Source organism: Mycolicibacterium confluentis (genome assembly GCF_010729895.1).
Taxonomy (GTDB): domain Bacteria; phylum Actinomycetota; class Actinomycetes; order Mycobacteriales; family Mycobacteriaceae; genus Mycobacterium; species Mycobacterium confluentis.
Map to the genome: position 1 here is coordinate 2,877,852 of NZ_AP022612.1, position 25,974 is coordinate 2,903,825.

Sequence of the window (25,974 nt, forward strand, 5' to 3'; positions counted from 1 at the left end):
GACCTGAACCGTCATTCCTCTGCGAGGACCACCGCATGGCCGTCGACCACGAACGCATATTCGCGATGGTTGCCGACGAGAGACGCCAACTGTCCGATCTCATCGACAGCCTCGATCAGACGCGGTTGGCCACGCCCAGTCTGCGCGAGGGCTGGACCGAGCGAGGTTCTGGTCTCAATTACGTTGCGCGACGCGGTGACTGGGTCGGACTTGAGTTCGAGCAGCGTCGCACGCATGAGCTCAAAGGGGTGCCCGGTGAATGGAAGCTCTTCGCCGTCACGTAGGTGTGCGGATGCGGCGCCGTTAGAACGGTGGTGGGTACTTGTCGGCTTCGCGTTGTTGCTCAGGGGTGAGCACAGGCAGATTTCCGCCATCAGGGCTTGACGCCGCGCTTCGCGGCGTTGTTGGTTGTGGCGTCGATCGTCGGCGATGGCCTGGGAGCGCTGCTTGGCCCGAGTGGTCTTGCGCCGCAGTATCTTCGCGTCGCGATCGGCGCCGGCGGGGGTCGCCGGCCGGGTCTCGGCCAGCGTGCCGTAGGCGCGCAGAGTGGGGAACAGCACCGAACTGTCCGAGCTGGTGACGTGGCATTCGCCCGTGGGCAGAATCCAGATCACCGTCCCGCCTGGAAGTTTCATATCATGCCAACCCAGAATGTTTTTCAGCTGATGATGTAAACGACTGGCATGCGTTGGACATTTTGACTGGGTGACCAGCGTCTATTCTCCATCAGCCCGTATGCTCAGCCTGTGCCACAACGCACCAACTTGTTCCAGGATGTTGTTTCGATCATTCACGAGCACCTCGCGGAGGGCGCAGAGATCGAACGATCCGCGATGCTCACCAACCGACTGACCGGTGAACAGCGTGAGGTCGACGTTGTGTTGCGCACAAGGACTGGGCCAGGGTCCGGATACCACACAGTGATTGGGATCGAGGCCGCCTCACGGGGGCGTCGAGCCGCAGTAGATTGGGTGGAGGGGATGGTGGCCAAACATCAACACCTTCCAACTGACAAGGTGGTCCTGGTCGCCGAAAGCGGCTTCACTGAGCAGGCCCGGAGGTTGGCACTAGCCGAGGGAATGATCCCGATCACCCCTCAAACCCTCGACCACTCCGACCCCACACGCCAAGTGCTCAACTCAATGCGGTCTCTCTGGCCCAAGACGGTCAGCCTGACACCAATTCGCGCCGAAGTGGGCGTCGCCGTCCCCGGTGCCGGAATTGAGTGGTTCCAAGCACCAGCGAACCTGCATGTCTATGCCGAGGACCGATCACACATTGAGCTTCTGCCCATGGTGAAGGCGCTGCTGGATGCGAACATGGAACGGACGTTCGACCAGATCGACCTTCAGAACATCGCTGAGGACATTGATGCGTATGCGGTGATCACAGTGGGACCTAACTGGACAGTGAAGTTCCAGGATGCACAGCACTCGCTATATGTCGAGCGCCGCGTAGACGAGCAGAGCCCAGAACTTCTTCGGATCGACGGCGTGAAGATCACCGCGAAGGCTGTCATCCGCGTTAGCGAGATTCAAATGCACCCAAGGCGCCTCGCTGACATCGACGTCGACTATGCGTTTGGGCAAGGGCTCGTCGGCGATCGAGAGGCATTGATCGTTGTCACGGAGGCCGAGAATGGAGGCAAGCTATCGATCCAATTCGGACCAAACCCGAACGTAGATGCGCGGGTCCGCGTCAACTTTGACCATAGTTCCTGCTATCAGCGTGGGCTTCACGAGAAGTCGAAGCGCGGGCGCGACTGGTGCCGAAAGAACGGGCCGGCATCGGAGACGACATAGTTCGGTTACCACGCGTCGAGCACGCCCTGAAGCAGTGCGCAGCGCTCGTGCCACCCGTGGACGGTCGATCCACTTGGTCGTACGGACGAACATCGGCGTGGCGTGTTCCCACTGACTGAGTCCAACCAGTTTTAGAGTCCTGTAGCCCGATGTAGGGCGAGAAGGGACGATGAACGTATGGCTGGTCGGAAGCGGAATTCCGCGGAGGACATCGTGCGCAAGTTGCGCCGCGCCGATGAGTTGGCTGCCGAAGGCAAGACCGGCGAGCAGATCGCCGCGGAGCTGGAGGTGTCGCCGGCGACGTTGTACAACTGGCGCCGCTCCTACGGTGGCATGGACACTGACGCCGCCAAAGAGCTCAAGGAGTTGCGTGAGCAGAACGCGCGCCTCAAGCGCCTGCTCGCCGAGGCCGAGCTGGTCAAGGACGCTTTGCGGGAGGTCGCGAAGGGAAAATTCTGAGCCCAGCTGCCAAGCGCCGCGCCGTCGACATGCTCACCACCGCGTTGGGCATGTCGGAACGGTTGGCGTGCAAAGCTGTTGGGCTGGCCGTTCCACCTGCCGACGTCTGCCGTTGTCGCAGACCCCCGCCGATCCTGACGCCGAGATGCGGGCCTGGCTGCGCTCCTACGCGGTCAAGCACCCGTGCCATGGGTTCCGACGTGCCTGGGCGGCGTTGCGCTACGACGAGCGCCGTGAGGTCAACAAGAAGAAGATCCACCGTCTGTGGCGCGAGGAGGGACTGCAGGTGCGGGTCCGTAGTCCGCGTAAGCGGGCCGGATCTCCTCGATACCGCCGATCGTGGCCGACGCGCCGAACGTGGTGTGGGCGATCGACTTCCAGTTCGACTCCACTATCGACGGCAAGGCGATCAAGATCGCGTCGATGATCGACGAACACACGAGGGTGTCGCTGCTCAACATCGTCGAACGCTCGATCACTGCCGAGCGGCTCGTCGACGAGCTCAAGAAAGTGTTCGCCGCGGCGGGCGGGCCACCGAAGGTGCTGCGGATGGACAACGGTCCGGAGTTCATTTCTCAAGCACTGCAACAGTTCTGCGACGGGAGATTCGGCATGTCGTATATCCCACCGGGCACGCCGTGGAACAACGGACACATCGAATCGTTCAACAACCGGCTACGCAAGGAGTGCCTCAACCGCAACCACTGGAACACCCTGCTCGAGGCCCGCGTGGTCATCGGCGACTTCAAGGCCGAGTGGCGAGTCCCCGTTTCTGAGTCCACCCGTTTCTAGAGTCGGGTTGGTGTGATCCAGATTCAGTTGATGCTGCAGGCCATCGGGGTGTGGCTACACCTGCAGACCGCAGCGTACTCGGCCGGTGTGCGGTAGCCCAGGGCCGAGTGCCGGTGGCGGTGGTTGTGGTCGGCCTTGAAGTCGCCGATGACCACGCGGGCCTCGAGCAGGGTGTTCCAGTGGTTGCGGTTGAGGCACTCCTTGCGTAGCCGGTTGTTGAACGATTCGATGTGTCCGTTGTTCCACGGCGTGCCCGGTGGGATATACGACATGCCGAATCTCCCGTCGCAGAACTGTTGCAGTGCTTGAGAAATGAACTCCGGACCGTTGTCCATCCGCAGCACCTTCGGTGGCCCGCCCGCCGCGGCGAACACTTTCTTGAGCTCGTCGACGAGCCGCTCGGCAGTGATCGAGCGTTCGACGATGTTGAGCAGCGACACCCTCGTGTGTTCGTCGATCATCGACGCGATCTTGATCGCCTTGCCGTCGATAGTGGAGTCGAACTGGAAGTCGATCGCCCACACCACGTTCGGCGCGTCGGCCACGATCGGCGGTATCGAGGAGATCCCGGCCCGCTTACGCGGACTACGGACCCGCACCTGCAGTCCCTCCTCGCGCCACAGACGGTGGATCTTCTTCTTGTTGACCTCACGGCGCTCGTCGTAGCGCAACGCCGCCCAGGCACGTCGGAACCCATGGCACGGGTGCTTGACCGCGTAGGAGCGCAGCCAGGCCCGCATCTCGGCGTCAGGATCGGCGGGGGTCTGCGACAACGGCAGACGTCGGCAGGTGGAACGGGCCAGCCCAACAGCTTTGCACGCCAACCGTTCCGACATGCCCAACGCGGTGGTGAGCATGTCGACGGCGCGGCGCTTGGCAGCTGGGCTCAGAATTTTCCCTTCGCGACCTCCCGCAAAGCGTCCTTGACCAGCTCGGCCTCGGCGAGCAGGCGCTTGAGGCGCGCGTTCTGCTCACGCAACTCCTTGAGCTCTTTGGCGGCGTCAGTGTCCATGCCACCGTAGGAGCGGCGCCAGTTGTACAACGTCGCCGGCGACACCTCCAGCTCCGCGGCGATCTGCTCGCCGGTCTTGCCTTCGGCAGCCAACTCATCGGCGCGGCGCAACTTGCGCACGATGTCCTCCGCGGAATTCCGCTTCCGACCAGCCATACGTTCATCGTCCCTTCTCGCCCTACATCGGGCTACAGGACTCTAAAACTGGTTGGACTCAGTCAGTGGGAACACGCCACGACCACAACCACCGCCACCGGCACTCGGCCCTGGGCTACCGCACACCGGCCGAGTACGCTGCGGTCTGCAGGTGTAGCCACACCCCGATGGCCTGCAGCATCAACTGAATCTGGATCACACCAACCCGACTCTAGAAACGGGTGGACTCAGAAACGGGGACTCGCCAGGCGTACCCCCTAACAGCGGTGGATCCCTTACTGCCCCGCGTGTCCAGTGGGTATCTATTCGACCTTGAGTGTCGACACCTGCAGCGGATATCCCGCGCCTCAGCATCACCGAAAAGGGGTGACGCATTCGCTTTCCGGCGGGGAAGACCCCTACCGGGCGGCAAGGGCGGCGCGAGCCAAGCCGAGCCGAGTTTCGACCCAACCCCCGGCCCTTCCAACAGTGGGACAGCAATCAGTCCCATCCGGTGAGCAGTAGCTCCGCTGCCATACGCCGCGCATCCCCAATCACACGGTGCAATCGCTCCATCAGCATGAAAATCGGAGTGTAGTCGGGATCCTGCCCCTCCATGATTACGGTATTGCGGAAGTTACTCTCACTCAGCGGGCCACTCATCGCTGCAGCGTTCACTGCGTCAAGCGCGTTGTGGAGCTCGTCATTATTGGTCAGCATGTGCGCTCCCGAGATTTCCACCGACAAATCCTCGGCAAGTGCGCCCAGCTTCTTGCTGATGGGTCGGAGCGCGTCGGCTCTTTCCTGTCGGGTTGGCATGTTGACCACACGCCCGGTCTGCTCCACCATGGTTGCCAGTTCGTGCGTGTACGCGCTTGCGGCCCGAGATACGCGGATCAACGCCAGTTTAAATTCTTGTTCACGTAGATGAACCCGCTGAGTACGTGCAACCTCGCGCTGGACTTCTAACTCAGCTTCGTGACGTTCGGCCGCGGCCTGCTGCTCACGCTGCGATCTCTGTTCTGCAGCATCCACCTCCTGGCGGGTGCGTGCGCTCGCTGCTTTGATCTCGTCTTCGAAACGGTCTGCGGCCTCCTTGGCGGAATCTTTGGCCTGTCGCCGGATAACAACCGATTGCCACAACGCCACGATGACGGCGCTTATGGTCCCGACTGCGGCGAACGCGTCCGAGACACTCCCCCACGTGATGACTGGATAGCGTTGGCGCAGTTCACTTGCCTGGAGCGCAATGACCGCCAAGAGGACGACCACCAAGACAGAAGAGAATACGGCGACATCGCCTTTGTCCTCGGACCAGCGCTTCCGCCACCGCTGCGAGAAGTTCCCCCAAGCATTCATGGGCGGGAATCTAGCGCACTGGCTCGACAGGCGACTTGTCATGCCGAGTATTGCGGTGACCGCGGGAGACGACCAGGAATGCCGCGGCCACTGAGCCTAGTTGTGGTTAGTGGTGGCCGGCAGCACGAAAAATACCCCGAACCAACGGGCGTGACCGCAGCACACGTTATCGAACCGGTTGGCGCACAAGCTGTTCGGTGACGGCCATCTCGCCAGCCGCCTATTCCACCGTCACGAAGCCGTCCCGCTTGTCGTTCATGATAATGGTGTGAAGTCGGCTTTAGCCGACGCGGACGGCATCAGGTGGCCTACGCCGAGCGTCCCTCGGCGCGGATGCTGACGGTGTCGTTGGTGAAGTAATCGCCGCTGGCGTCCACCATGAGTTTGGTGGCTTCTCAGATGTAGAGGCGGATCTTCTACTAATCTCCTAGGCTGTGATGCCTGCGGGCGGTGTTGGACACCACCCGTTGGTGGGGCGGCTTGAACTTCGGCCGCTCGAACATACTTGTCGGCGCTGGACCCGCCCCTGACAACCCCGCTCGTCAGCCCTCGATGCGCGCCGGCGGTTCGATGAAGTCGAAATCCCCAGGAGGGTACTGGTGCCCAGGCCCCATCAGGCCGCAGCGATTGACGGGCACCAGGTGGGAACTGAGCCCGCTGGGCACGTATCTGTAGATCGCCACACAACGCTCCCAGGTGCCGTCTGGCTGGAGCGGACCGTCGCACTTGCTGATGACGGGTCCGCCGTACAGGCAGCCGGCGCTGGCCGGCGGCGCAGCGGCGATCAGCCCTCCGGCCATCAACGCGACAGCCAGTCCTCCGACCGTGCAGATCTTCATGGGTTCGCCGCCAAGTGCGTTACGGGGTACTTGCGATCAACGACGCTACCGCGTGGACAACTGGCGTGCGTCGCGTTTTGAATCGCGGCTCTACTCGAACAACCCCGGCTGCCCCAGCCCCACAGCCCCCGCCGGCGGCGTGAGGCCCAGATGCGTCCAGGCCAATGCGGTGGCCACCCGCCCGCGCGGGGTCCGGGCGATCATGCCCGCGCGCACCAGGAACGGTTCACAGACCTCTTCGACCGTGGTGGCCTCCTCGCCCACCGCCACGGCCAAGGTCGACACCCCCACCGGTCCCCCGCCGAAGCTGCGGGTCAGCGCCGAGAGCACGGCCCGGTCCAGGCGGTCCAGACCCAGTTCGTCGACGTCGTACACCTCCAGCGCTGCCTTGGCGATGTCGCGCGTGATGATGCCGTCGGCCCGGACCTCGGCGTAGTCACGCACGCGGCGCAGCAGACGGTTGGCGATACGTGGTGTGCCGCGGGAGCGCCGCGCGATCTCGGCCCCGGCATCGGCCCCCAGTTCGATCCCGAGAATGCCCGCCGAGCGGGCCAGCACGCGTTCGAGTTCGGACGGCTCGTAGAAATCCATGTGGGCGGTGAACCCGAAGCGGTCGCGCAGCGGACCGGTCAGTGCGCCCGAGCGGGTCGTCGCACCGACCAGGGTGAAGGGCGCCACCTCCAACGGAATCGACGTCGCGCCAGGGCCTTTGCCGACCACCACGTCGACGCGGAAGTCCTCCATGGCCAGGTACAGCATCTCCTCGGCGGGCCGGGCGATGCGGTGGATCTCATCGATGAACAGCACGTCGCCCTCGACGAGATTGGACAGCATGGCCGCCAGATCCCCGGCCCGCTCCAACGCCGGACCCGACGTCACCCGCAGGGCCGAACCGAGTTCGGAGGCGATGATCATCGCCAGCGAGGTCTTGCCCAGGCCGGGTGGACCCGACAACAGGATGTGATCCGGTGTCCCGCCACGGTTCTTGGCGCCCTCGAGCACCAACTGAAGCTGCTCCCGCACGCGGGCCTGGCCAATGAACTCGCGCAGCGACCGCGGCCGCAGGCTCGCGTCGATGTCACCCTCGCCGACCGTCAGCGCGGGCGAGACCTCGCGGTCCTCGGTGTCGTCCTGCTCGTCGTCGAAGCGGCTCACTTGTTCTTACCCAGCAGATTCAATGCGGCCCGCAACGCGCTCGACGTGGTGGCCTCCTGGTCCAGCGCCAGCACCTTGTCGGTGGCCTCCTCAGCCTGCTTGGCCGCAAAGCCAAGGCCGACAAGCGCTTCGACGACGGGCGCGCGCACCGCATGCCCACCCGAACCGGCTGCCGCGGCGGCCCCAGGGGACGCACCGATCTTGTCGCGCAGTTCGAGCACCATGCGCTCGGCACCCCGCTTGCCGATGCCCGGCACCCGGGTCAACGCCGAGATGTCACCGTCGGCCAGAGCCTGGCGCAGTGTGGCGGCGTCGTAGACCGCCAATGTCGCCAGCGCGATCTTGGGCCCCACACCGGAGACCCCCAGCAGAGTCGTGAACACGTCACGGGCGTCGGCGTCGGCGAAGCCGTACAGCGTCATCGAGTCTTCCCGCACGATCATCGCCGTGATCAGGCGCGCCTCGGTCCCGCGCCGCAGTGTCGCCAACGTCGACGGCGTGGCCATCACCTTGTAGCCCACCCCGGCGGCCTCGACGACCGCGTGGTCCAACGCGACGTCGATGATCTCGCCGCGCACTGAGGCGATCACTGCGCCACCTTGGCCTTGGCCTTGGCCTTCAGCGTGGCCTGGTACTTGCGACGCTGCTCTGCTGCCATCGCCTCGGCCGCGGCCATCCGCGCGATCATCGGCGCACGCCAGCAGTGGCAGATGGCCAGCGCGAGTGCGTCCGCCGCATCCGCGGGCGTCGGCTTCTGCTGCAGCGCAAGGATCTTGGTGACCATTGTGGTGACCTGCGCCTTGTCCGCTCGTCCGTTGCCGGTGACGGCGGCCTTCACCTCACTGGGAGTGTGGAAATACACCTCGATGTCACGCTTGGCCGCTGCGAGGGCGATGACGCCGCCGGCCTGCGCGGTGCCCATCGCGGTGTTCGCGTTCTGGTTGGCGAACACCCTCTCGATGGCGATCACGTCCGGCAGGTGGGTGTCCATCCAGTGCTCCACGGTGTCGCTGATGGTCAGCAGCCTGCGGTGCAGCGGCTCATCGGACGGGGTGCGCACCACGTCGACGTCCAAGGCGATGACGTTGCGCCCGCGTCCGCTCTCGATCACCGACAACCCGCACCTGGTCAGCCCGGGATCGACTCCCATCACCCGCACCGCAGCCCCTTCGACGAGAACATTTGTTCGATAGCCTAGCGGGCGACGAGGAGGCGGCGGCGCCGCGACACACCTCAGGTGTATGGCCGCAGGTCCGGCAGCTGCTCCCCCGGTTCCGGAACCCTGCCGACGACCCGGATGCCGTGCGCGATCTCGTCGATTCGCCGGCCCGACGCGCGCCAGCCGGCCACCTTCTCGACCGTGACCTCCTCGCCGTCGCGTTTCACCAGGACCCGCCACGGCACGCCGAACAGCTTCGCCAGCAGCCAGAACGGCCAGGCCAGGATGAACGGCAGCGCGACGACGAAATTCAACACGCCGAACCAGTCGGTTCCCCACGAGGCCATGTTGACGTAGTCCAGCAGCGGCATCCACTGCCGGCGCACCGACCATCGCACCCCGTCGGCGTCCGTGACCTTCGGCACGCGCGACAGCCTAGGGGTCCAGTCAGCCGAACGACGCGTGCGGCGCGCCGATGCCCGGGTCGATCTTGACCGGGCCGGTCGCCGACGGGGCGACCGGGAAGTCGAAGATCGCGGTCGGGATGTACACCGTCGCACAGGCATTCGGGATGTCGACGACACCGGACAGCCGACCTTCGATCGGTGCGGCGCCCAGCAACAGGTAGGCCTGCTCGGGGCTGTAGCCGAACTTGGTCAGGTAGTCGATCGCGTGCAGGCACGCGCGCTGGTAGGACAGGTGCGAATCCAGGTAGCGCTGTTCGCCGTCGAGGGTGACCGATGTCCCGGAGAAGGCCAGCCACTCGGAGTACTGCGGATCGGTGTTACCGGGCATGAAGATCGCGTTCTCGCTGACGCCGTAGGTCTCCATACCGCCGGGGATGACGTCGACGCGGAGATCGATGAAGCCGCCCATCTCGATGGCGCCGCAGAAGGTGATCTCGCCGTCGCCCTGCGAGAAGTGCAGGTCGCCGACGGACAGGTTGGCGCCGTCGACGAACACCGGATAGAAGATCCGGCTGCCCTTGGTCAGGTTCTTGATGTCCTGGTTGCCGCCGTTCTCCCGCGGCGGAGCGGTGCGGGCGGCTTCGGCGGCGGCCGCGGTGAACGCGTCGCCGGTCAGGCCGCCCAGGATGGCGTCCCGCGGCTCCGGCTGCAGTGCCAGCGGCGGCACTCGGTCCGGATCGGTGGCGATCAGCGCCGCCTCGCGGGTGTTCCAGGTCGTCAGCAGCTCCCGCGACGGGGCGGTCCCCATCAGACCGGGGTGCACGATGCCGGTGAACTCGACGCCCGGGATGTGGCGCGACGTGGCCTTCTGCCCGGAGAAGTCCCAGATCGCCTTGTAGGCGTCCGGGAACTGCTCGGTGAGGAACCCACCGCCGTTCTGGGTCGGGAAGATGCCGGTGTAGCCCCAGCCCTGCCCGGCCAGCGGGCCGGAGTCCTCCTGCGGGATCGGCCCGACGTCGAGGATGTCGACGATCAGCAGGTCGCCGGGCTTGGCACCCTCCACGGCGATCGGACCGGAGAGCACGTGCACCGTGGTCAGCGGCGCGTTGAGGATGTCCTCGGCCGAGTCGTTGTTGTGGATGGCACCGTCGAACCACTCCCGGCAGTGCACCCGGAAGGAGTCGCCCTTCTTGACCGTCACCGCGGCGGGGATGTCGGGATGCCAGCGGTTGTGACCGAGCTTCTCCTGCTCGGTGAACTTCTTGGTGGAGTCCAGCGGAAAGACGACGTCGGGCATGAGATCTCCTCCTAGGGTCGCGGGAGCTTGCGGTGCAGCGGGTTGGTGCTCACCGGACGCCGCCGCCCGGCGGGGGGTGGCGCGCCGACCACCGCCGGACGGTCGGCCGTGGCCCGGGTGGCGTCCTGCAGGGCCATCGCGGCGCCGCCGGCGCCCAGATGGGGTGTCGCCATCATCCGCCGGGCCGGCCCTGCGCAGTCCGGGCAGTCAACCACGTCCGGACGGGTGTGCATCGAGTGCCTCTGCTCGGTGGTGCCGCACCCGGCTTCGCAGCGAAAGACATAGAGAACCAAGGCGTTTCCTCACTGTGTGGAATCCCGCGAGAGCCACCCTACCCAGTCACAGTGCACTCTGCGCGGCAGTTGGAGAACCCGACAGCCAGCACCGGTGCAGCTGTGCCCGGCTACACCGCCGGGCTCTGCCCTGGTGTCGGATGAGTCAACCGGCGGGCACCCGCCGGAGATCGGAACGCGTTGGCCGACTGGGGTTTCCCGGGACCGACGCAGCCTTGGCGGCGGGCGCCTCGCTCCCCCAGGCCGAAAGACCAAATGCGGTTTCGGCGTACAGTCGCCGATTGTGGGACCGGAGGACGCCGGCGAAACGCCGGCGCGGGCGACCCGTCCCGACGGGGACACGCCGCCCGCACCGGGTGCGCAGTCTCAAACCGTCAGCTTCTCGCTGAGCTCCCACAGGCGCTGCGCCGACTCAGGGTCGACCGCGTAGCGCGTCACACCCACAGTCGTCTGGAGCGGCCCGGACCCGAAATCAATGCTCAGAGGCGAATCGATGTCCTCCAGCGGGGCGATGTCGTTGTTCTGCAGGAACACCCCTCCGACACCCTCGAGCAGCGGGCTCGTGGCGGCCCACACGCTGGTGGAGGCGCCCTGCTCCGGAATCTTCAGGTCCCGGTCCGGGTCGTTGACCACGTTGCCGTGCTCGTCGATGAGCCCCATGGCCTGCCATCCCTCGTCAGGCATCCAGGGCGCCAGATTGGTGCCGAGGATGCCACCCGGATGCAGGGCATATCCGCGGATTCCGTCGTCGGACCACCGCCGGTCCAGTTCGACGGCGAACAGCACATTGGCCGTCTTCGACTGTCCGTACGCCACCATGCCGTCATAGGTGTCTTCGTCGTCGAAATGAGGATCGTCCCAACGAATGTCGGACAGATGGTGCCCCCAGGACGAGACTTCGACGACTCGCGCGCCCGACGCCGCACGCAGCGCCGGCAGCAGCGCGCCTGTCAGCTGGAAATGGCCGAGATGGTTGGTCGCGAACTGCGCCTCGTAGCCGCGGGCATCGCGTACCAGCGGACCTCCCATGATTCCGGCGTTGTTGACCAGGATGTGCAGGGGCCGCCCGGAGTCGCGGTAGCCGGCGGCGAAGGCGTCGACCGACGCCGGATCCATCAGGTCCAGGGGTCGGACCTCGACCCCCGGCAGGCCCGCCACGGCGGCCGCGGCGCGTTCGGGTGAGCGTGCCCCCACCACCACCGAGGCGCCCGCGCGCGCCAGCGCTCGAGTGGTCTCCAACCCGAGTCCGACGTGCCCGGCGGTGACGACGACCTGCCGTCCGGTGAGGTCGATGCCTGTGAGAACGTCCGTGGCTGTTGATGCTGCAGTGAATCCTGAACCGAGAGGGTGCTGTGTGTTCGTCATGCCAGGAATAACGTCCGCGCCGAGGGACTTCCCATCGTCATGAGTCCGCAAGACATGCGTGATCGTCCGGAACCGGCGTCCGACCCCCTCTCGGAGGTGCTGCGTCTCGTCGAGGCACGCGGCGTGATCTCCGGTGCCGTGGCGGCCGGGGGCGCGTGGACCACCAGCACCGAGATCACCGAACCACTGAAGTTCATCGCGGTCGTGCGCGGCGGACTCCGCGTGCAGACCGACGGCGTGGCCCCTGTGCAGGTGGGCGCTGGCGACGTCGTCATCCTCAACCATCGCCGCGAGGTGACCCTGTCGAATGCACCCGGCGATGCCGTTCCGATCAGGTTCGAATTGAGCGCAACCGAGTCATTCGTGCGGGTCGGCAACGGCGAACAGGACGTGCTCCTGGGCGGTCATGTCGGCGTCAACGACGTGGGTCGGCAGTTGTTGCGCACCGCCCTGCCACCGATGCTGCACGTGCGGGCCTCCGCGGCCGAGGCTTCACACCTCCACGACCTTGCCGCGCGGGTCTACGACGAGATCACCGGCCACCGCGTCGGAAGGGATTTCGCCGTCGGCCAACTGACCCAACTGCTCGTGCTGGCGGTACTGCGGACTCACCTCGACCGGACCGGGTCGGTGCCGCCGAGCCTGCTGCGGGTGCTCACCGACGAACGTCTGCGCCCCGCGGCGGCCGCCATGCACGCCCACCCCGGAAAGCCTTGGCAGTTGGCCGAACTGGCGCGGCTCGCGGCGATGTCTCGGACCTCGTTCGCCGAGCGGTTCCGCGAGTCAGCCGGCGTCCCGCCGATGACGTACCTGAGCACGTGGCGGATGCTGCTCGCGCAACGTGCCCTGCGCGACGGCGACGCGAGCGTCGGCGCCCTGGCCTATGAGCTCGGCTACGCGTCTGAAAGCGCATTCTCCAACGCGTTCAAACGCGAGGTGGGGATGGCACCGCTGCACTATCGACTGAACTCGAAAGCGCGGGAGCTGGCCTCGGCCGATTCGATCGTGTGATTCCACTCGCCGCCCGACGCCGTGGTGCCAGACTGTCGAAAACAGCCGGCAGGGCGGGGCCCACGATGCGACTGCACGATTTCTTCGACTACTTCGCCCGCGAGCAGCCCGACGCGCCCTATCTGGAGTTCGAGGGGCGCGAGCTCACCTGGAACGACGCTGCGCGTGAGGTGAACCGGCTGGCCAACGCCATGGTGCGCAGCGGCGTCGAACCTGGTCAGCGCCACTGCGCGAGGAGTTGAGCGGCATTGCGACCTGGGTCGCGCTCGACGCGGCGGTCCCCCACGGCTGGACCGGCTACGGCGACTGGGTCCGGGAGGCGGACGCCACGGCGCCGAGCCACGTCGCGCACCCCGCCGACGACCTCTATCAGATGTACACCAGCGGGACGACGGGCCGGCCCAAAGGCGCGGTCCTGACGCATTCGGCGGTCTGCGCCAACATCGAACAGGTCAACGAGGTGCTGCGGCTCACCCGCAACGATCGGTTCCTCCTGAGCCCCCCGATGTATCACGCGGCCGCCTGCATCAACCTGTTCTGCGCGACCCGAGTCGGCGCCAGCGTGGTGCTCATGGAGGATTTCTAACCGAATGCCGTGGTGCATGCCCTGGCCGAGAAGCGCATCACGGCAACCGTTCTGGTGCCCGCGATGCTGCAGGCCTGTCTGGTCGGTGCGCCCGACGTCGCCGACCTGACGTACCCGGATCTCGGGTACGTCGGTTACGGCGCCTCGCCCGTCGCCGTCGAGACGCTGCGGCGCGCAGTCGACGTGTTCGGGTGCAGTTTCGCGCAGGGTTACGGCATGACCGAGACGACGGCCGTCGTCACCGCCCTCACGCGGGCGGACCATGTCCGCGCGCTGGCCGGTGCGCCCGAGCTTCTGCTGTCCGCGGGACGACCATTGGCGGGCACGGAGATCCGCATCGCCGACGCCAGCGGAGCCGACGTCGGTGTCGGTGAGATCGGCGAAGTGCTGGCCCGCGGTCCGCAACTGATGCGCGGGTACTGGCGGATGCCCGAGGCCACCGAGCAGGCGTTGGCCGACGGGTGGATGCACACCGGTGACGCCGGGTGCATGGACGACGAGGGTTACATCTACATCCAGGACCGGGTCAAGGACATGATCATCTCCGGCGGAGAGAACATCTATCCCCGCGAGGTCGAGAACGCACTGTTCGAGCATCCCGCCGTCGCCGACGCCGCGGTCATCGGGGTGCCGGATGAACGGTGGGGCGAGGCGGTCAGGGCCGTCGTCGTCCTGCGGGACGGAAGGACCACGGACGCAGCCGAACTCATCGAGTTCTGCCGCGCCCGGATCGCCCGCTTCAAGTGCCCACGCTCAGTGGACTTCGTCGACGAACTGCCGCGCAACCCGAGCGGCAAGGTCCTCAAGAAGGACCTGCGCGAACCCCACTGGCAGGGTCGCACCCGCTCGGTGAGTTGAGCTCAGTCCTCTTCGAGTTGGGCGGCGACGTCGTCCGGGATGTCGATGTTGGTGTAGACGTCCTGCACGTCGTCGCTGTCCTCGAGGGCGTCGACCAGCTTGAGCACCTTGCGGGCGCCCTCGAGGTCAACGGGCACCGTCACCGACGGCTGGAAGCTGGCGTCGGCCGAGTCGTAGTCGATGCCGGCCTCCTGCAGCGCGGTGCGCACCGCGACCAGGTCGGTGGGCTCGGAGATGATCTCGAAGCTGTCGCCGAGGTCGTTGATCTCCTCCGCGCCGGCCTCGAGTACGGCCGCGAGCACATCGTCCTCCGACAGGCCGTTCTTCTCCAGCGTAACCACGCCCTTGCGGGAGAACAGGTAGGACACCGAGCCGGGATCGGCCATGTTGCCGCCGTTGCGGGTCATCGCGACGCGCACCTCACCGGCGGCCCGGTTGCGGTTGTCGGTCAGGCACTCGATCAGCACGGCGACACCGTTGGGGCCATAGCCCTCATAGGTGATGTTCTGCCAGTCCGCGCCGCCGGCCTCCTCGCCGCCGCCACGCTTCCGGGCCCGTTCAATGTTGTCGTTGGGCACCGACGACTTCTTGGCCTTCTGGATGGCGTCGTACAGCGTCGGGTTGCCGGCCGGGTCACCGCCGCCCACACGGGCCGCGACCTCGATGTTCTTGATCAGCTTGGCGAACATCTTGCCGCGCTTGGCGTCGACCACGGCCTTCTTGTGCTTGGTGGTCGCCCACTTGGAATGGCCGCTCATGGTGCAAGTCCTCTTTCGTCGACGGCGAAGTCTGCCGGACGAGTCTACGTGGACGTTTACGGCTCCATCGAACCGCGCCGACTTGCGGAGTTTGACGGCGCTCAGCGCAGGTGAGACTCCACAAGTCGGACGAACATGGCGTGCACTCGGCGGTCGCCGGTCATCTCGGGGTGGAAGGACGTCGCGAGTACCGCACCCTGACGCACCGCGACGATGTGGTCGGCCGCGCGGGCGAGCACCTCGACTTCGGAGCCCACGCGCTCGACCCACGGTGCCCGGATGAACACCGCGTGCACCGGATCGTCGAGGCCGACGAAGTCGAGATCACCTTCGAATGAGTCGACCTGACGGCCGAACGCATTGCGCCGCACCGTCATATCGATTCCACCGAGCGGCAGTGCCTCGCGCCCCGGGGTTCCGGCGTCGTTGATCTCCGACGCGAGCAGGATCATCCCGGCACACGAACCGTAGGCCGGCATCCCTGCGGCCAATCGGGCCCGCAGCGGTTCGAGCATCTCGAACTCACGCAGCAGATGACTCATCGCGGTCGACTCGCCACCGGGGATCACCAGGGCGTCGACGGCGTCCAACTCGCTGCGGCGACGCACGGTGACTGCCTCGGCGCCCGCCTCACGCAGCGCCGCCAGGTGTTCTCGGGTGTCGCCCTGGAGGGCCAACACCCCAACGAGGGGCGCGCTCATTGGCCCGGAGTGAAGCCGCGCTGGTACCGGGTCAGGCCCTCCTGCATGACCGCCGCGACCATCTCGCCGTACTGGTTGAAGATCTTGCCCTGCGTCAGCGCGCGCCCCCCGCACGCCGACGGCGACGTCTGGTCGTACAGCAGCCATTCGTCGGCCCGGAACGGGCGCATGAACCACATCGCGTGATCCAGCGAGGCCACCATCAGGTGTCCGCGCTCCGCGGGGTGGTTGACGTTTGCGGAACCCAACAGGGTCAGATCGCTCATGTAGGCCAGGGCGCAGATGTGCAGGACCGGGTCGTCCGGCAGCGGGTCACGATGCCGGAACCACACCTGCTGCTGCGACGCCTCGCCCTCGCGCACCCCGAGGCGATCGCGCGGGACGATCCGCACGTCCCATTCGTCGAACTGCGCGAAGCCGGCGTCGTCGAACGCCCCGCCGGACCGGAAGCCCTGCGAGTCGTCGGGTCCCGGTGCGGCCGGCATCGCGTCCTGATGCTCGATTCCGCTCTGATCGGTCTGGAAGGACGCCGACATCGAGAAGATCGTCTGGCCGTGCTGGATGGCGCTGACCCGGCGGGTGCAGAACGACCCGCCGTCGCGGATCCGCTCGACCAGGTACACCGAGGGTGACCGGGCGTCGCCGGGTCGCAGGAAGTAGCCGTGCAGCGAGTGGACCTGGAAACTCGGGTCCACCGTGCGCACGGCCGACACCAGCGACTGGCCGGCGACGTGACCACCGAAAGTCCGCTGCAGGAAGCCGGATTCGGGGCTGAACACGCCTCCTCGATAGATGTCGACCTCAAGTTGTTCGAGGTCGAGGATCTCCTCGATCGCCATCCGCCGGCGTTACCAGCCGCGTTCGGCGAGGCGGTGCGGCTGCGCGATGTCCTCCACGTTGATGCCGACCATCGCCTCACCGAGTCCACGGGAGACCTTGGCCAGCACATCCGGGTCGTCGTAGAAGGTGGTGGCCTTGACGATCGCCGCCGCACGGGCCGCCGGATCGCCGGACTTGAAGATGCCCGAGCCGACGAACACGCCCTCGGCACCGAGCTGCATCATCATCGCCGCATCGGCAGGCGTCGCGATGCCGCCCGCGGTGAACAGCGTCACCGGCAGCTTCCCGGCGCGGGCCACCTCGGCGACCAGCTCGTAGGGGGCCTGCAGTTCCTTGGCCGCCACGAACAGCTCATCCTCGGACAGCGACGTCAGCCGGCGGATCTCGCCGCCGATCTGGCGCATGTGGGTGGTCGCGTTGGACACATCACCGGTGCCGGCCTCGCCCTTGGAGCGGATCATCGCCGCGCCCTCGGTGATCCGGCGAAGCGCCTCACCGAGATTGGTCGCACCGCACACGAACGGCACGGTGAAGCGCCACTTGTCGATGTGGTGGGTGTAGTCGGCGGGGGTGAGCACCTCGGACTCGTCGATGTAGTCCACGCCAAGGCTCTGCAGGATCTGCGCCTCGACGAAGTGTCCGATGCGGACCTTGGCCATCACCGGGATGGTCACCGCGGAGATGATTCCCTCGATCATGTCGGGGTCGCTCATCCGCGACACCCCGCCCTGGGCGCGGATGTCGGCGGGCACTCGCTCCAGGGCCATGACGGCCACTGCTCCGGCACCTTCGGCGATCCGGGCCTGCTCCGGCGTGACGACGTCCATGATGACGCCACCCTTGAGCATCTCCGCCATACCGCGCTTCACACGCGCAGTACCGGTCTGGCCGCTAGCCGACCCATTGTTGTGAGCCGAGCTGTCCACTGGCTATCTCTCCTTAGTCGATCCCTCGCCCAGTCTAAGCGGCGCAGCAAATCGGATTTGACCGCGATGATCAGTGGATGGCGCGCAGGCCCAGATCGTCGGGGTCGGCGACCGGCTCACCGTGACGTTCCACGTCATTCGCGCTGGCCAGAAGCTCGCCCAACTGCTTGGGGTAGACGGTCTCCCCGGCCGCGGCCAGTGCCGTGATGTCGTCAGAATCGCACCAGCGGTGGCCATGGATGTAGCGGTGCTCCAACTCGGTGCGGCCCTCCTCCGACGGCTCGAAGCGCCGGGTCCGGTGCACGAAGAAGTACTCCTGACTGCGCACCACCGAACCGTTGAAGTCGACGATCGCGTCGCGTCGCCAGATCGGTCCGATCAGGTCGGCACCGATGACCTGCAGCCCCGTCTCCTCGGCCAGTTCGCGGGCCGCGGCCTGGGCCAAGCGCTCACCGGGCAGCGCCTGCCCGCCCACGGTGAACCAGAACCGCTTGGCGGTGCCGTCGGTGATCGTCGGGTCGGAGCCGCAGAACAACAGCACCGCACCCGTCTCGTCGAGCAGGACCACGCGCGCCGACGTGCGTGTGGTGTTCTCCCCCTGGTCCTGTTCGGTCGCCCGTTCGGCGATCTCGAAGTACACCGGCAGCGCGGCCCGGCCGCCCAGTCTCAGCACGCGCACCGCGGGCCGCTGCCGCAGCGCGAGGGTGTCCCGGACGGCGTCGTTGTGGAACCGCCGCGCGAGCAGCACCCGTGCCTCGGCGTCGGCCAGTTCGGCCACCAGCGCGATCGGCAGTCGGGACGTGTCGACCATGGCCAGGCTCGCCGACAGTTCGTTCTCCGCGGTCTCGCGCAGAGGGCGGGGCGCGCGTTCGGCGGCATCGGCAAGCCGGGTCAGGCGCCGGCCCTCGGGTTCGGCGCCCGGCGCTGAGTAGGCCGCCGCGGACACCGCGCGGGCCACGACGGCCCGCCGCGCCAGGGCCGCGTCCAGCGCCTGCCAGGACAGGTCATAGCGGACGTGCAGGCGGTCCAGTCGGTTCGCGGTCTGATAGGCCCACAGCCCGACCAGGGCGAGGGCCACGAGCACCAGGACGCCGAGGACGATCAGCGCAATCGTCATCAGCCGGCCACCTTGACCTTGGCACCCGCACCCGCGACGGTCTCGTAGACCCGCAGGATCTGGCGGGACACCACCGACCAGTCATAGCGCTGCACCGCCTCGGTGCCCGCCGCGCTCAACCGCGCGCGCTCGGCGTCGTCGGACAGCACCGCGGTCAACGCCGCGGCCATGGCCGCGGCGTTGTCGACGGTGACCAGGCGGCCGGCTTCGCCGTCGAGCAGCACGCGCCGGAACGCGTCGAGTTCGCTTGCCACGACTGGGGTGCCCGCGGCCATCGCCTCGACGAGCACGATGCCGAAGCTCTCCCCTCCCGTGTGCGGTGCGCAGTACACGTCGGCGCTGCGCATCGCGGAGGCCTTCTCGGCGTCGTCGACCTGGCCGAGGAAACGCAGATGCGAAGCCAGATCGCCTGCCTCCGAGCGCAGTTCGTCCTCGTCGCCGCGGCCCACGATCAGGATCTCGACATCCGGGAAACTCTCCACCAGGGTGGGCAGCGCACCCAGGAGCACGGCCATGCCCTTGCGCGGTTCGTCGTATCGCCCCAGGAACAGCACGGTTCTCCCCTGCCGCGGGTAGCCCGGCAGCGGCGCGGCCTCGGCGAATGCGGCGACGTCGACGCCGTTGGGGATCTCGACCGCGTCGGAGCCCAACGCCTCCATCTGCCAGCGTCGCGCGAGGTCCGACACGGCGATGCGGCCGACGATCTTCTCGTGGTACGGCCGCAGAATGCCCTGAAACACCGACAGCGTCAGGGATTTCGTGGTCGACGTGTGGAACGTTGCGACGATCGGACCCTCCGCGGCCTGCAGCGCCAGCATCGACAGGCTCGGGGCGTTCGGCTCATGCAGGTGCAGAACGTCGAAATCGCCCTCGATGAGCCACTTCTTGACCTTGCGATGCGTCGCCGGACCGAACCTCAGCCGTGCCACCGAACCGTTGTACGGGATCGGCACGGCCTTACCGCCGGACACCACCCAGTCCGGAAGCTTCGCATCCGGCGACGCCGGCGCCAGCACACTGACCTCATGGCCGTCGGCGCGCAGCACCTCGGCCAACTGCAGCACGTGGGCCTGCACACCGCCCGGCACGTCGAACGAGTATGGACAGACCATGCCGATGCGCATCAGGTCTCCTGAGCCCGGTCCAACCGCCTGCGCCGTTCTTCGGACAGATCCGCCAGCCACTGAGGCTGCAGCATGTGCCAGTCTTCGGGGTGCTCGGCGATCGCATGCGCGAAAGTGTCGGCGAGCGCCTGGGTGATCGTCGTGACGTCACCCGAACTGGTGTCCAGCGGTTCGAAGACGTGCACCACGCAGTCCTCGCCGCGGTAGTGGATGTGCGCGGGGATCAACGGGGCCCCGGTCTCGAGCGCCAGCCGCGCCGGGCCACCCGGCAACCGCGTGGCCTCCCCGAAGAAGTCGACCTCCACACCCGACCGGGTCAGGTCACGGTCGGCCATCAGGCACACGAACGTGTTCTCGCGCAGGCGCTCACAGAGCACCTCGAAGGGCGGCCGCTCACCACCGGAGAGCGGGAACACCTCGAAGCCCAGGCTTTCGCGGTACTCGACGAATCGGTTGTACAACGACTCCGGCTTGAGCCGTTCGGCCACCGTGGCGAACGTGCCGAATTCCTGGGCGAGCCACACGCCGGCCATATCCCAGTTGCCGCTGTGCGGCAGCGCGATCACGCCGGCGCGACCCGCTTCATGCGCGCCGCGCAGCACGTCGGCGCCGATGAACACCTGGTCGAGGCGCTCGGCCACCGCCGCGAGATCCATCGAGGGCAATCGGAACGCCTCCCGCCAGTACCGAGCGTAGGAGGCGAGCGAAGCACGGATCAGCGATCCCGGCACCTCGTCCGGCGGCACGCCGAGCACGCGGGCCAGGTTCTTCCGCAGCTGCGCGGGCCCCCCGCCGCGCGAGGCGTACCGCGCGCCGGCCTCGAAGGTGTTGCGGGCCGCGAACTCCGGCATCGCCCGCACCAGGCGCCAGCCCGCGGCGTAGCCCCAGTCGGACAGTTGGCCGGTGAGCCCGTTGGTGAAGCTGGGCAACTTGGGCGCGCCCGGCAGACCCGAGGTGGGGGTGGACATCAGTGGCCGCCTGACTCTGACTCGTCGGGAGTGTCGCCGGAGGTCGGCGTGCCGTCGGCGGGCAACGGATCCATGGCGCCGATCGAGCACCTCACGGTGTGCACGCGCTGTGCCAGCGTGACCAGGCTCGCCAGCGCCAACACCCACATCGCGACGTCGAGGAGCCACGGCATGGTGTAGAACGGCAGGCCCGAGAGGCCGGCGCCGGTCAACACGATGATCAGGCGTTCGGGCCGTTCGATCAGGCCGCCGTCGCCGCGCAGTCCGCTGGCCTCGGCGCGGGCCTTCACATACGAGATGACCTGGGAGGTCACCAGGCAGATCATGGTCGCGACCGCCAGCGGCGTGCTGTGCAGGCCAAACGTCGCCCACCACAGCAGTCCGCAGAACACCGCACCGTCGGCGATCCGGTCGCACGTCGCGTCGAGCACGGCCCCGAAGCGCGTTCCGTATCCGCGTTCCCGCGCCATCGCACCGTCGAGCATGTCGGCCAGGACGAAGAACGCCACCGCGACCGCGCCCCACCACAGCTGGCCGATGGGAAACAGCGTCAGGGCCGCGATGACGGTGCCCGCGGTGCCGACGATCGTGATGCTGTCGGGCGTCAGGCCCGCCTTGAGCGCAACCTTGGCGACCGGCCTGCTGAGCTTGGCATAGGCCGCCCGAGTCATCAGGTAGAAGTCACTCACGACTGGCGCGACCATTCCTCGGCGAGCAGGGAGCGGGTGTCGCGCAGAAGCTGCGGGATCACCTTGGCGTCACCGATGACGGTGATGAAGTTGGCGTCCCCGGCCCACCTCGGCACGATGTGCATGTGCAGATGCTCGGCCAGTGAGCCGCCCGCGGACTTGCCCAGGTTGAGGCCCACGTTGAAACCGTCCGGGTTGGAGACGCCCTTCATGACGCGAATCGCCTTCTGCGTGAACACCATCAGTTCGGCGCTCTCGTCGCCGCTGAGGTCCTCGAGTTCGGCGACCCGGCGGTAGGGCACCACCATCAGGTGGCCCGGGTTGTACGGGTAGAGGTTGAGCACCGCGTAGACGAGTTCACCGCGCGCCACCACCAGACCGTCCTCGTCCGACATCTGCGGGATGTCGGTGAACGGCTGCTTGGAACCCGCCGAACCCTGTGAGTTGCGGGCGTCGACCGCGCCGACGATGTAATTCATCCGGTACGGCGTCCAGAGCCGCTGAAGATGGTCGGGCACACCGACGCCGGTATCGACGAGTTCCCCGCGCTCCTCGGTCACGTCGCGGCACCCTCCTCGATCAGCACGCTGACCAGATCAGCGGTGGGAACCTCGTTGCGGCGTTCGGCCACCCACTTAGCGATGACGGCGACTGCGACGTCGCGCGGCACACCGTTGATCTGGGTGCGGTCGGCGAACCGGAACGACACGGCCGAGGCCTCGACGTCGCGGTCACCCGCCAGCAGCATGAACGGCACCTTCATGTTCGTCTGGTTGACGATCTTCTTGGCCATCCGGTCATCACTGGAGTCGACCTCAGCCCGCAGTCCCTGCGAACGCAGTTGCGCCGCAACGTCTTGGAGGTAGTCCACGTGCGCGTCGGCCACGGGGATGCCGACCGCCTGCACAGGTGCCAGCCAGGTCGGGAACGCACCCGCGTAATGCTCGGTGAGCACGCCGAAGAACCGCTCGATGGAACCGAACAGCGCGCGGTGGATCAGCACGGGGCGCTTGCGAGTGCCGTCGGCCGCGGTGTACTCCAACTCGAACCGATCGGGCATGTTGAAGTCCAACTGGATGGTCGACATCTGCCAGTTGCGGCCCAGTGCGTCCTTGACCTGCACCGAGATCTTGGGGCCGTAGAACGCCGCACCACCGGGATCGGGCACCAGGTCCAGCCCCGAGGACTCGGCCACCTCGCGCAGCGTCTCAGTGGCCTCCTCCCACACCTCGTCGGAGCCGACGTACTTGTCGGGATCCTTGGTGGACAGTTCGAGGTAGAAGTCGTCGAGGCCGTAGTCCGACAGCAGGTCCAGCACGAACTGCAGCAGTGACGCCAACTCGTCGCGCATCTGCTCACGCGTGGTGTAGATGTGCGCGTCGTCCTGAGTCATGCCGCGCACGCGGGTCAGGCCATGCACGACGCCGGACTTCTCGTACCGGTACACCGAACCGAACTCGAACAACCGAAGCGGCAGCTCGCGGTAGGACCGCCCACGCGACCGGTAGATCAGGTGGTGCATGGGGCAGTTCATGGGCTTGAGGTAGTAGTTCTGCCCGGGTTTGCGCAGCGTGCCGTCGTCGTTGTACTCGGCGTCGATGTGCATTGCCGGGTACATGCCGTCGGCGTACCACTCGAGGTGCCCGGACGTGACGTAGAGCTGCTCCTTGGTGATGTGCGGGGTGTTGACGAACTCGTAGCCGGCCTCGGCGTGCTTGCGCCGCGAGTAGTCCTCGAGTTCACGGCGGATGACGCCGCCCTTGGGGTGGAACACCGGCAGGCCGGAGCCCAACTCGTCGGGGAAGCTGAACAGGTCGAGTTCCACACCGAGCTTGCGGTGGTCGCGACGCTGCGCCTCCTCGATCAGTTCGAGGTGGCGGTCGAGAGCCTCCTGCGACTCCCAGGCGGTGCCGTAGATGCGCTGCAGGCTGGCGTTGCGCTGGTCGCCGCGCCAGTAGGCCGCCGAACTGCGGGTCAGCTTGAACGCCGGGATGTAGCGGGTCGTGGGGATGTGCGGGCCGCGGCACAGGTCACCCCAGATCCGTTCGCGGGTCCGGGGATTGAGGTTGTCGTAGGCGGTCAGCTCGTCGCCGCCGACCTCCATCACATCGGGGTCGCCGGACTTGTCGTCGACGAGTTCGAGCTTGTAGGGCTCACCGGCCAGTTCGGCGCGGGCGGCATCCTTGGACTCGTAGACCCGGCGGTCGAACAGCTGACCGTCCTTGACGATCTTGTTCATCCGCTTCTCGAGCTTGGCGAGATCCTCGGGCGTGAACGGCTCGGCGACGTCGAAGTCGTAGTAGAACCCGTCGGTGATCGGCGGGCCGATGCCCAGCTTGGCGTCGGGGAACAGTTCCTGCACGGCCTGGGCCAGCACGTGGGCCGCCGAGTGGCGGATGACGCTGCGTCCGGCCTCGGTGTCGGCGGCCACGGGCCTCACCTCGACGTCGGTGTCCGGCGCCCAGCTGAGGTCGCGCAGTTTGCCGTCGGCGTCGGCCACCACGACGATCGCGTCGGGTTCGCCGCGGCCCGGCAGTCCCGCCTCGCGCACCGCGGCGCCCGCGGTGGTCCCGGCAGGAACCCGGATAGGGGCTGCTGCTGCGGGGGTTACGGGGGCGCTCATCGGTCTCTTCTCCAGTTGTCGTGGGCACAGGTCAGGTGCCGGTGTGTCAGACCGCGAACCATGCTATCGGGGGCGGATAACGGGTTAGTACTCACGACCCGAGGCCGAGTGGGCTCTTCAGCCACGGCCAGTCGATTCCCACCAGCCCAGCCGCCCAACTGACGGCACCCAGCACCCACATGGTCGCCATCACCACAGCCGCCGTGAACAGCACGCCCAACGCCTTGACCCACCAGCCCTGAAGCCAGAACCAGGCCATGAACCGGCTGTAGCGCTCACGGACCCAGGCCAGCAGTCGGCGTGCCCAGTCGAACTCCGTGGCCAGGATGCCCAGGCCGACGAACACGATGGCCCACCCGGGGCCGGGGTACGGGATCGCCAGGATGCCGATGCCCAGCACCAGAAGACCGACCGCTCCGACAACGATCCGGTACGCCTGGTTGGCCACGCGACGCTCCCGGAGGCGGTCGCGCCAGCGGGCCCACCGGCGTACGTCGGGTTTCACGGCTGTCCCGGTTTGAGCTTGACGAACAGGGCGTTGGCCTCGGTCAACAGCGCACCGCCGTCCTCGTCGTCGTAGAGGCGGGCCTCGACGAAGATCTTGCGCCCCTCTTCGCTGCTGATCCCGGCGTCGACCCGCAGCGTCCTGTCGACCGGGACGATCTTGCGGTAGTCGACGTGCAGGTAGGCCGTGCGCTGATGCATGCGCCCGGTGAGCACCGCGGCCGTGAATCCCATCACCGAGTCGAACAGCAGGCCCAGCGCTCCGCCGTGCACCGCACCGTTGCGGCCCAGGTAGAACCGGCCGAACCGGACCGTGCCGCCGACGCGGCCGTCCTCGGTGCGGGCCAGGTCGGTCGGGACGCCGAGGATGCCGCCGCGTTGCGGAAGGTCGAAACGACGGCCCGACGGCGTCGTCCACTCGTCCCCGTCGTACGGGTCGAGCAGGGCGTTGAGCTTGTCCAGCAGTTCGGCGGCCTCACTGACCACCCCGTCGGGCGCGTCGATCGTGCGGGCCCGGTTCTGCAACTCACGGATTCCCGCAACGAACCGGCCGAAGTCGGGGCCGCCCCTGGTGGTGGGCTCGGGGATGTTGAATCCGCCGCCGGAGTGCTGCTCATGGACCATTCCCACACCGTATTGCCTGTCGATGCCGCCACGCCCACCGGAGGGCGTGCGAGGCTGGCTCCGTGAGACTCGCGGACCTCGCCGACCTGCCCCTGACCTATGCCGAGGTGGGAGCCACCGGCGACGACGCGACGCTGCCCGCGGGGTATCACCACGTGCGCTGTTCCGCGCGGATCGGCCGCGGCCGGGATCGGTTCACCGAGGCGGCCGAGCGGGTCATGCGCTACGGCATGTTGCGCGGCGCTGGTGTGCGGGTGGTGGCCGGCACCGAGGTCGCGGCCGTGGGCACCGACGTGCTCGGGCGCCTCGGGCCGATCTGGGCGCCGTGCCGTGTGGTCTACGTCGTCGACGACGCGAACTGCCGAGGGTTCGCCTACGGCACGCTGCCCGGCCACGCCGAATCCGGTGAGGAGCGGTTCGCGGTGCGCTACGACCCCGCCGACGACGCGGTGTACTCGGAGGTGATCGCCTTCTCCCGGCACGCCACGTGGTGGAGCCGACTCGGCGCACCGGCGGCTTCGCTCGTCCAGCGTGTCGTGACCCGGCGATACCTGCGGACGGTCTAGATTCG

The 25,974-nt window shown here is 67.1% G+C and carries 31 protein-coding genes and 1 pseudogene; 10 read left to right on the forward strand and 22 right to left on the reverse strand.

The genetic code is table 11. The features are described 5' to 3' along the window. Positions 1-138 precede the first annotated feature (138 nt). The 5 genes and pseudogenes from G6N34_RS28005 to G6N34_RS13325 all read left to right on the forward strand — a co-directional run. Positions 139-284, forward strand: a pseudogene (locus G6N34_RS28005) (adenylate/guanylate cyclase domain-containing protein); the annotation flags it as partial. Positions 285-746: 462 nt separating this feature from the next. Next, positions 747-1,802, forward strand: a complete 1,056-nt coding sequence (locus tag G6N34_RS13310) for a hypothetical protein (RefSeq protein ID WP_133057828.1) — start codon at positions 747-749, stop codon at positions 1,800-1,802. Positions 1,803-1,979: 177 nt separating this feature from the next. Further along, entirely contained in the window at positions 1,980-2,261 is a 282-nt protein-coding gene (locus tag G6N34_RS13315; RefSeq protein ID WP_085151461.1) for a transposase, read from the forward strand. Between the two features lie 145 nt (positions 2,262-2,406). Continuing rightward, entirely contained in the window at positions 2,407-2,688 is a 282-nt protein-coding gene (locus G6N34_RS28460; protein ID WP_407663270.1) for an IS3 family transposase, read from the forward strand. Then, positions 2,601-3,053, forward strand: coding sequence for a DDE-type integrase/transposase/recombinase (locus G6N34_RS13325; RefSeq protein WP_163645384.1), 453 nt, complete (start codon positions 2,601-2,603; stop codon positions 3,051-3,053). Before G6N34_RS28460 ends, G6N34_RS13325 begins: the two co-directional genes overlap by 88 nt. A gap of 23 nt (positions 3,054-3,076) precedes the next feature. On the opposite strand, the gene G6N34_RS13330 is transcribed toward G6N34_RS13325, so the two are convergent. The 10 genes from G6N34_RS13330 to G6N34_RS13375 form a co-directional block, all read right to left on the reverse strand. Continuing rightward, positions 3,077-4,221, reverse strand: a protein-coding gene (locus tag G6N34_RS13330; RefSeq protein ID WP_163645385.1) for an IS3 family transposase whose coding sequence is annotated in 2 segments (ribosomal slippage) — positions 3,077-3,954 and positions 3,954-4,221 — 1,146 coding nt in all. Because the reading frame shifts where the segments join, the coding sequence is not laid out codon by codon here. 480 nt (positions 4,222-4,701) lie between these two features. Beyond that, a complete protein-coding gene (locus G6N34_RS13335; protein ID WP_085151474.1) occupies positions 4,702-5,559 on the reverse strand; it encodes a flotillin family protein in 858 nt (285 codons plus the stop codon). A gap of 542 nt (positions 5,560-6,101) precedes the next feature. Then, a complete protein-coding gene (locus G6N34_RS13340; protein WP_085151473.1) occupies positions 6,102-6,398 on the reverse strand; it encodes a CDGP domain-containing protein in 297 nt (98 codons plus the stop codon). Between the two features lie 90 nt (positions 6,399-6,488). Further along, a complete protein-coding gene (gene ruvB / locus G6N34_RS13345) occupies positions 6,489-7,553 on the reverse strand; it encodes a Holliday junction branch migration DNA helicase RuvB (protein ID WP_085151472.1) in 1,065 nt (354 codons plus the stop codon). Next, on the reverse strand, positions 7,550-8,143 hold the full coding sequence (ruvA, locus tag G6N34_RS13350) for a Holliday junction branch migration protein RuvA (protein WP_085151471.1): 594 nt from the start codon (positions 8,141-8,143) through the stop codon (positions 7,550-7,552). Before ruvA ends, ruvB begins: the two co-directional genes overlap by 4 nt. After that, positions 8,140-8,712: a crossover junction endodeoxyribonuclease RuvC gene (gene ruvC, locus G6N34_RS13355; RefSeq protein WP_085151470.1), complete on the reverse strand. Its 573-nt coding sequence runs from the start codon at positions 8,710-8,712 to the stop codon at positions 8,140-8,142. Before ruvC ends, ruvA begins: the two co-directional genes overlap by 4 nt. A gap of 74 nt (positions 8,713-8,786) precedes the next feature. Then, a complete protein-coding gene (locus tag G6N34_RS13360; protein ID WP_179965752.1) occupies positions 8,787-9,137 on the reverse strand; it encodes a hypothetical protein in 351 nt (116 codons plus the stop codon). Between the two features lie 22 nt (positions 9,138-9,159). Further along, positions 9,160-10,416: a formamidase gene (gene fmdA / locus G6N34_RS13365; RefSeq protein WP_085151469.1), complete on the reverse strand. Its 1,257-nt coding sequence runs from the start codon at positions 10,414-10,416 to the stop codon at positions 9,160-9,162. Positions 10,417-10,427: 11 nt separating this feature from the next. Beyond that, on the reverse strand, positions 10,428-10,709 hold the full coding sequence (locus tag G6N34_RS13370) for an FmdB family zinc ribbon protein (protein ID WP_109788448.1): 282 nt from the start codon (positions 10,707-10,709) through the stop codon (positions 10,428-10,430). Positions 10,710-11,075: 366 nt separating this feature from the next. Then, positions 11,076-12,074: an SDR family NAD(P)-dependent oxidoreductase gene (locus G6N34_RS13375; RefSeq protein WP_085151468.1), complete on the reverse strand. Its 999-nt coding sequence runs from the start codon at positions 12,072-12,074 to the stop codon at positions 11,076-11,078. A gap of 39 nt (positions 12,075-12,113) precedes the next feature. Between G6N34_RS13375 and G6N34_RS13380 the strand changes: the two genes are divergently transcribed. The 4 genes from G6N34_RS13380 to G6N34_RS13395 all read left to right on the forward strand — a co-directional run bounded on the left by G6N34_RS13380 (position 12,114) and on the right by G6N34_RS13395 (position 14,529). Beyond that, positions 12,114-13,085, forward strand: a complete 972-nt coding sequence (locus tag G6N34_RS13380; RefSeq protein WP_234812854.1) for an AraC family transcriptional regulator — start codon at positions 12,114-12,116, stop codon at positions 13,083-13,085. Positions 13,086-13,150: 65 nt separating this feature from the next. Further along, positions 13,151-13,327, forward strand: coding sequence for an AMP-binding protein (locus tag G6N34_RS13385; protein WP_109788447.1), 177 nt, complete (start codon positions 13,151-13,153; stop codon positions 13,325-13,327). Beyond that, a complete protein-coding gene (locus tag G6N34_RS13390; RefSeq protein ID WP_085151466.1) occupies positions 13,324-13,671 on the forward strand; it encodes an AMP-binding protein in 348 nt (115 codons plus the stop codon). Before G6N34_RS13385 ends, G6N34_RS13390 begins: the two co-directional genes overlap by 4 nt. A gap of 9 nt (positions 13,672-13,680) precedes the next feature. After that, on the forward strand, positions 13,681-14,529 hold the full coding sequence (locus tag G6N34_RS13395) for an AMP-binding protein (protein WP_085151465.1): 849 nt from the start codon (positions 13,681-13,683) through the stop codon (positions 14,527-14,529). A 2-nt stretch (positions 14,530-14,531) separates the two neighbouring features. Here the strand turns inward: G6N34_RS13395 and G6N34_RS13400 are convergent, their stop codons facing one another. The 12 genes from G6N34_RS13400 to G6N34_RS13455 form a co-directional block, all read right to left on the reverse strand. After that, positions 14,532-15,287 (reverse strand): YebC/PmpR family DNA-binding transcriptional regulator, encoded by a 756-nt coding sequence (locus G6N34_RS13400; RefSeq protein WP_085151464.1) that lies wholly within the window; start codon positions 15,285-15,287, stop codon positions 14,532-14,534. A 101-nt stretch (positions 15,288-15,388) separates the two neighbouring features. Continuing rightward, positions 15,389-15,988 (reverse strand): pyridoxal 5'-phosphate synthase glutaminase subunit PdxT, encoded by a 600-nt coding sequence (gene pdxT, locus G6N34_RS13405; RefSeq protein ID WP_085151463.1) that lies wholly within the window; start codon positions 15,986-15,988, stop codon positions 15,389-15,391. Continuing rightward, complete coding sequence (gene tesB / locus G6N34_RS13410) at positions 15,985-16,827, reverse strand: acyl-CoA thioesterase II (RefSeq protein WP_085151462.1); 843 nt, start codon at positions 16,825-16,827, stop codon at positions 15,985-15,987. Before tesB ends, pdxT begins: the two co-directional genes overlap by 4 nt. 9 nt (positions 16,828-16,836) lie before the next feature. Further along, positions 16,837-17,754 (reverse strand): pyridoxal 5'-phosphate synthase lyase subunit PdxS, encoded by a 918-nt coding sequence (gene pdxS, locus G6N34_RS13415; RefSeq protein WP_163645387.1) that lies wholly within the window; start codon positions 17,752-17,754, stop codon positions 16,837-16,839. A 70-nt stretch (positions 17,755-17,824) separates the two neighbouring features. After that, positions 17,825-18,871 (reverse strand): NUDIX hydrolase, encoded by a 1,047-nt coding sequence (locus G6N34_RS13420; protein WP_085152499.1) that lies wholly within the window; start codon positions 18,869-18,871, stop codon positions 17,825-17,827. Further along, positions 18,871-19,995, reverse strand: a complete 1,125-nt coding sequence (locus G6N34_RS13425) for a glycosyltransferase family 4 protein (RefSeq protein ID WP_085152500.1) — start codon at positions 19,993-19,995, stop codon at positions 18,871-18,873. The genes G6N34_RS13420 and G6N34_RS13425 overlap by 1 nt, the downstream gene beginning before the upstream one ends. Further along, a complete protein-coding gene (locus G6N34_RS13430; RefSeq protein WP_085152501.1) occupies positions 19,995-20,963 on the reverse strand; it encodes a phosphatidylinositol mannoside acyltransferase in 969 nt (322 codons plus the stop codon). Before G6N34_RS13430 ends, G6N34_RS13425 begins: the two co-directional genes overlap by 1 nt. Continuing rightward, a complete protein-coding gene (pgsA, locus tag G6N34_RS13435) occupies positions 20,963-21,652 on the reverse strand; it encodes a phosphatidylinositol phosphate synthase (protein ID WP_085152695.1) in 690 nt (229 codons plus the stop codon). Before pgsA ends, G6N34_RS13430 begins: the two co-directional genes overlap by 1 nt. Further along, positions 21,649-22,212: an ATP adenylyltransferase gene (locus G6N34_RS13440; RefSeq protein ID WP_085152502.1), complete on the reverse strand. Its 564-nt coding sequence runs from the start codon at positions 22,210-22,212 to the stop codon at positions 21,649-21,651. The genes pgsA and G6N34_RS13440 overlap by 4 nt, the downstream gene beginning before the upstream one ends. Beyond that, positions 22,209-24,275 carry a threonine--tRNA ligase gene (gene thrS, locus G6N34_RS13445; protein ID WP_085152503.1) on the reverse strand — a complete coding sequence of 689 codons (2,067 nt, stop codon included), beginning with the start codon at positions 24,273-24,275 and terminating at the stop codon, positions 22,209-22,211. The genes G6N34_RS13440 and thrS overlap by 4 nt, the downstream gene beginning before the upstream one ends. Positions 24,276-24,366: 91 nt before the next feature. Further along, entirely contained in the window at positions 24,367-24,723 is a 357-nt protein-coding gene (locus tag G6N34_RS13450) for a TIGR02611 family protein (RefSeq protein WP_234812930.1), read from the reverse strand. Positions 24,724-24,776: 53 nt separating this feature from the next. Next, entirely contained in the window at positions 24,777-25,403 is a 627-nt protein-coding gene (locus tag G6N34_RS13455; protein WP_085152505.1) for a PaaI family thioesterase, read from the reverse strand. 62 nt (positions 25,404-25,465) lie between these two features. Here G6N34_RS13455 and G6N34_RS13460 point away from each other — a divergent pair, with 62 nt between their 5' ends. Next, positions 25,466-25,969 (forward strand): DUF1990 domain-containing protein, encoded by a 504-nt coding sequence (locus G6N34_RS13460; protein WP_085152506.1) that lies wholly within the window; start codon positions 25,466-25,468, stop codon positions 25,967-25,969. The last annotated feature ends 5 nt before the right edge of the window (positions 25,970-25,974 follow it).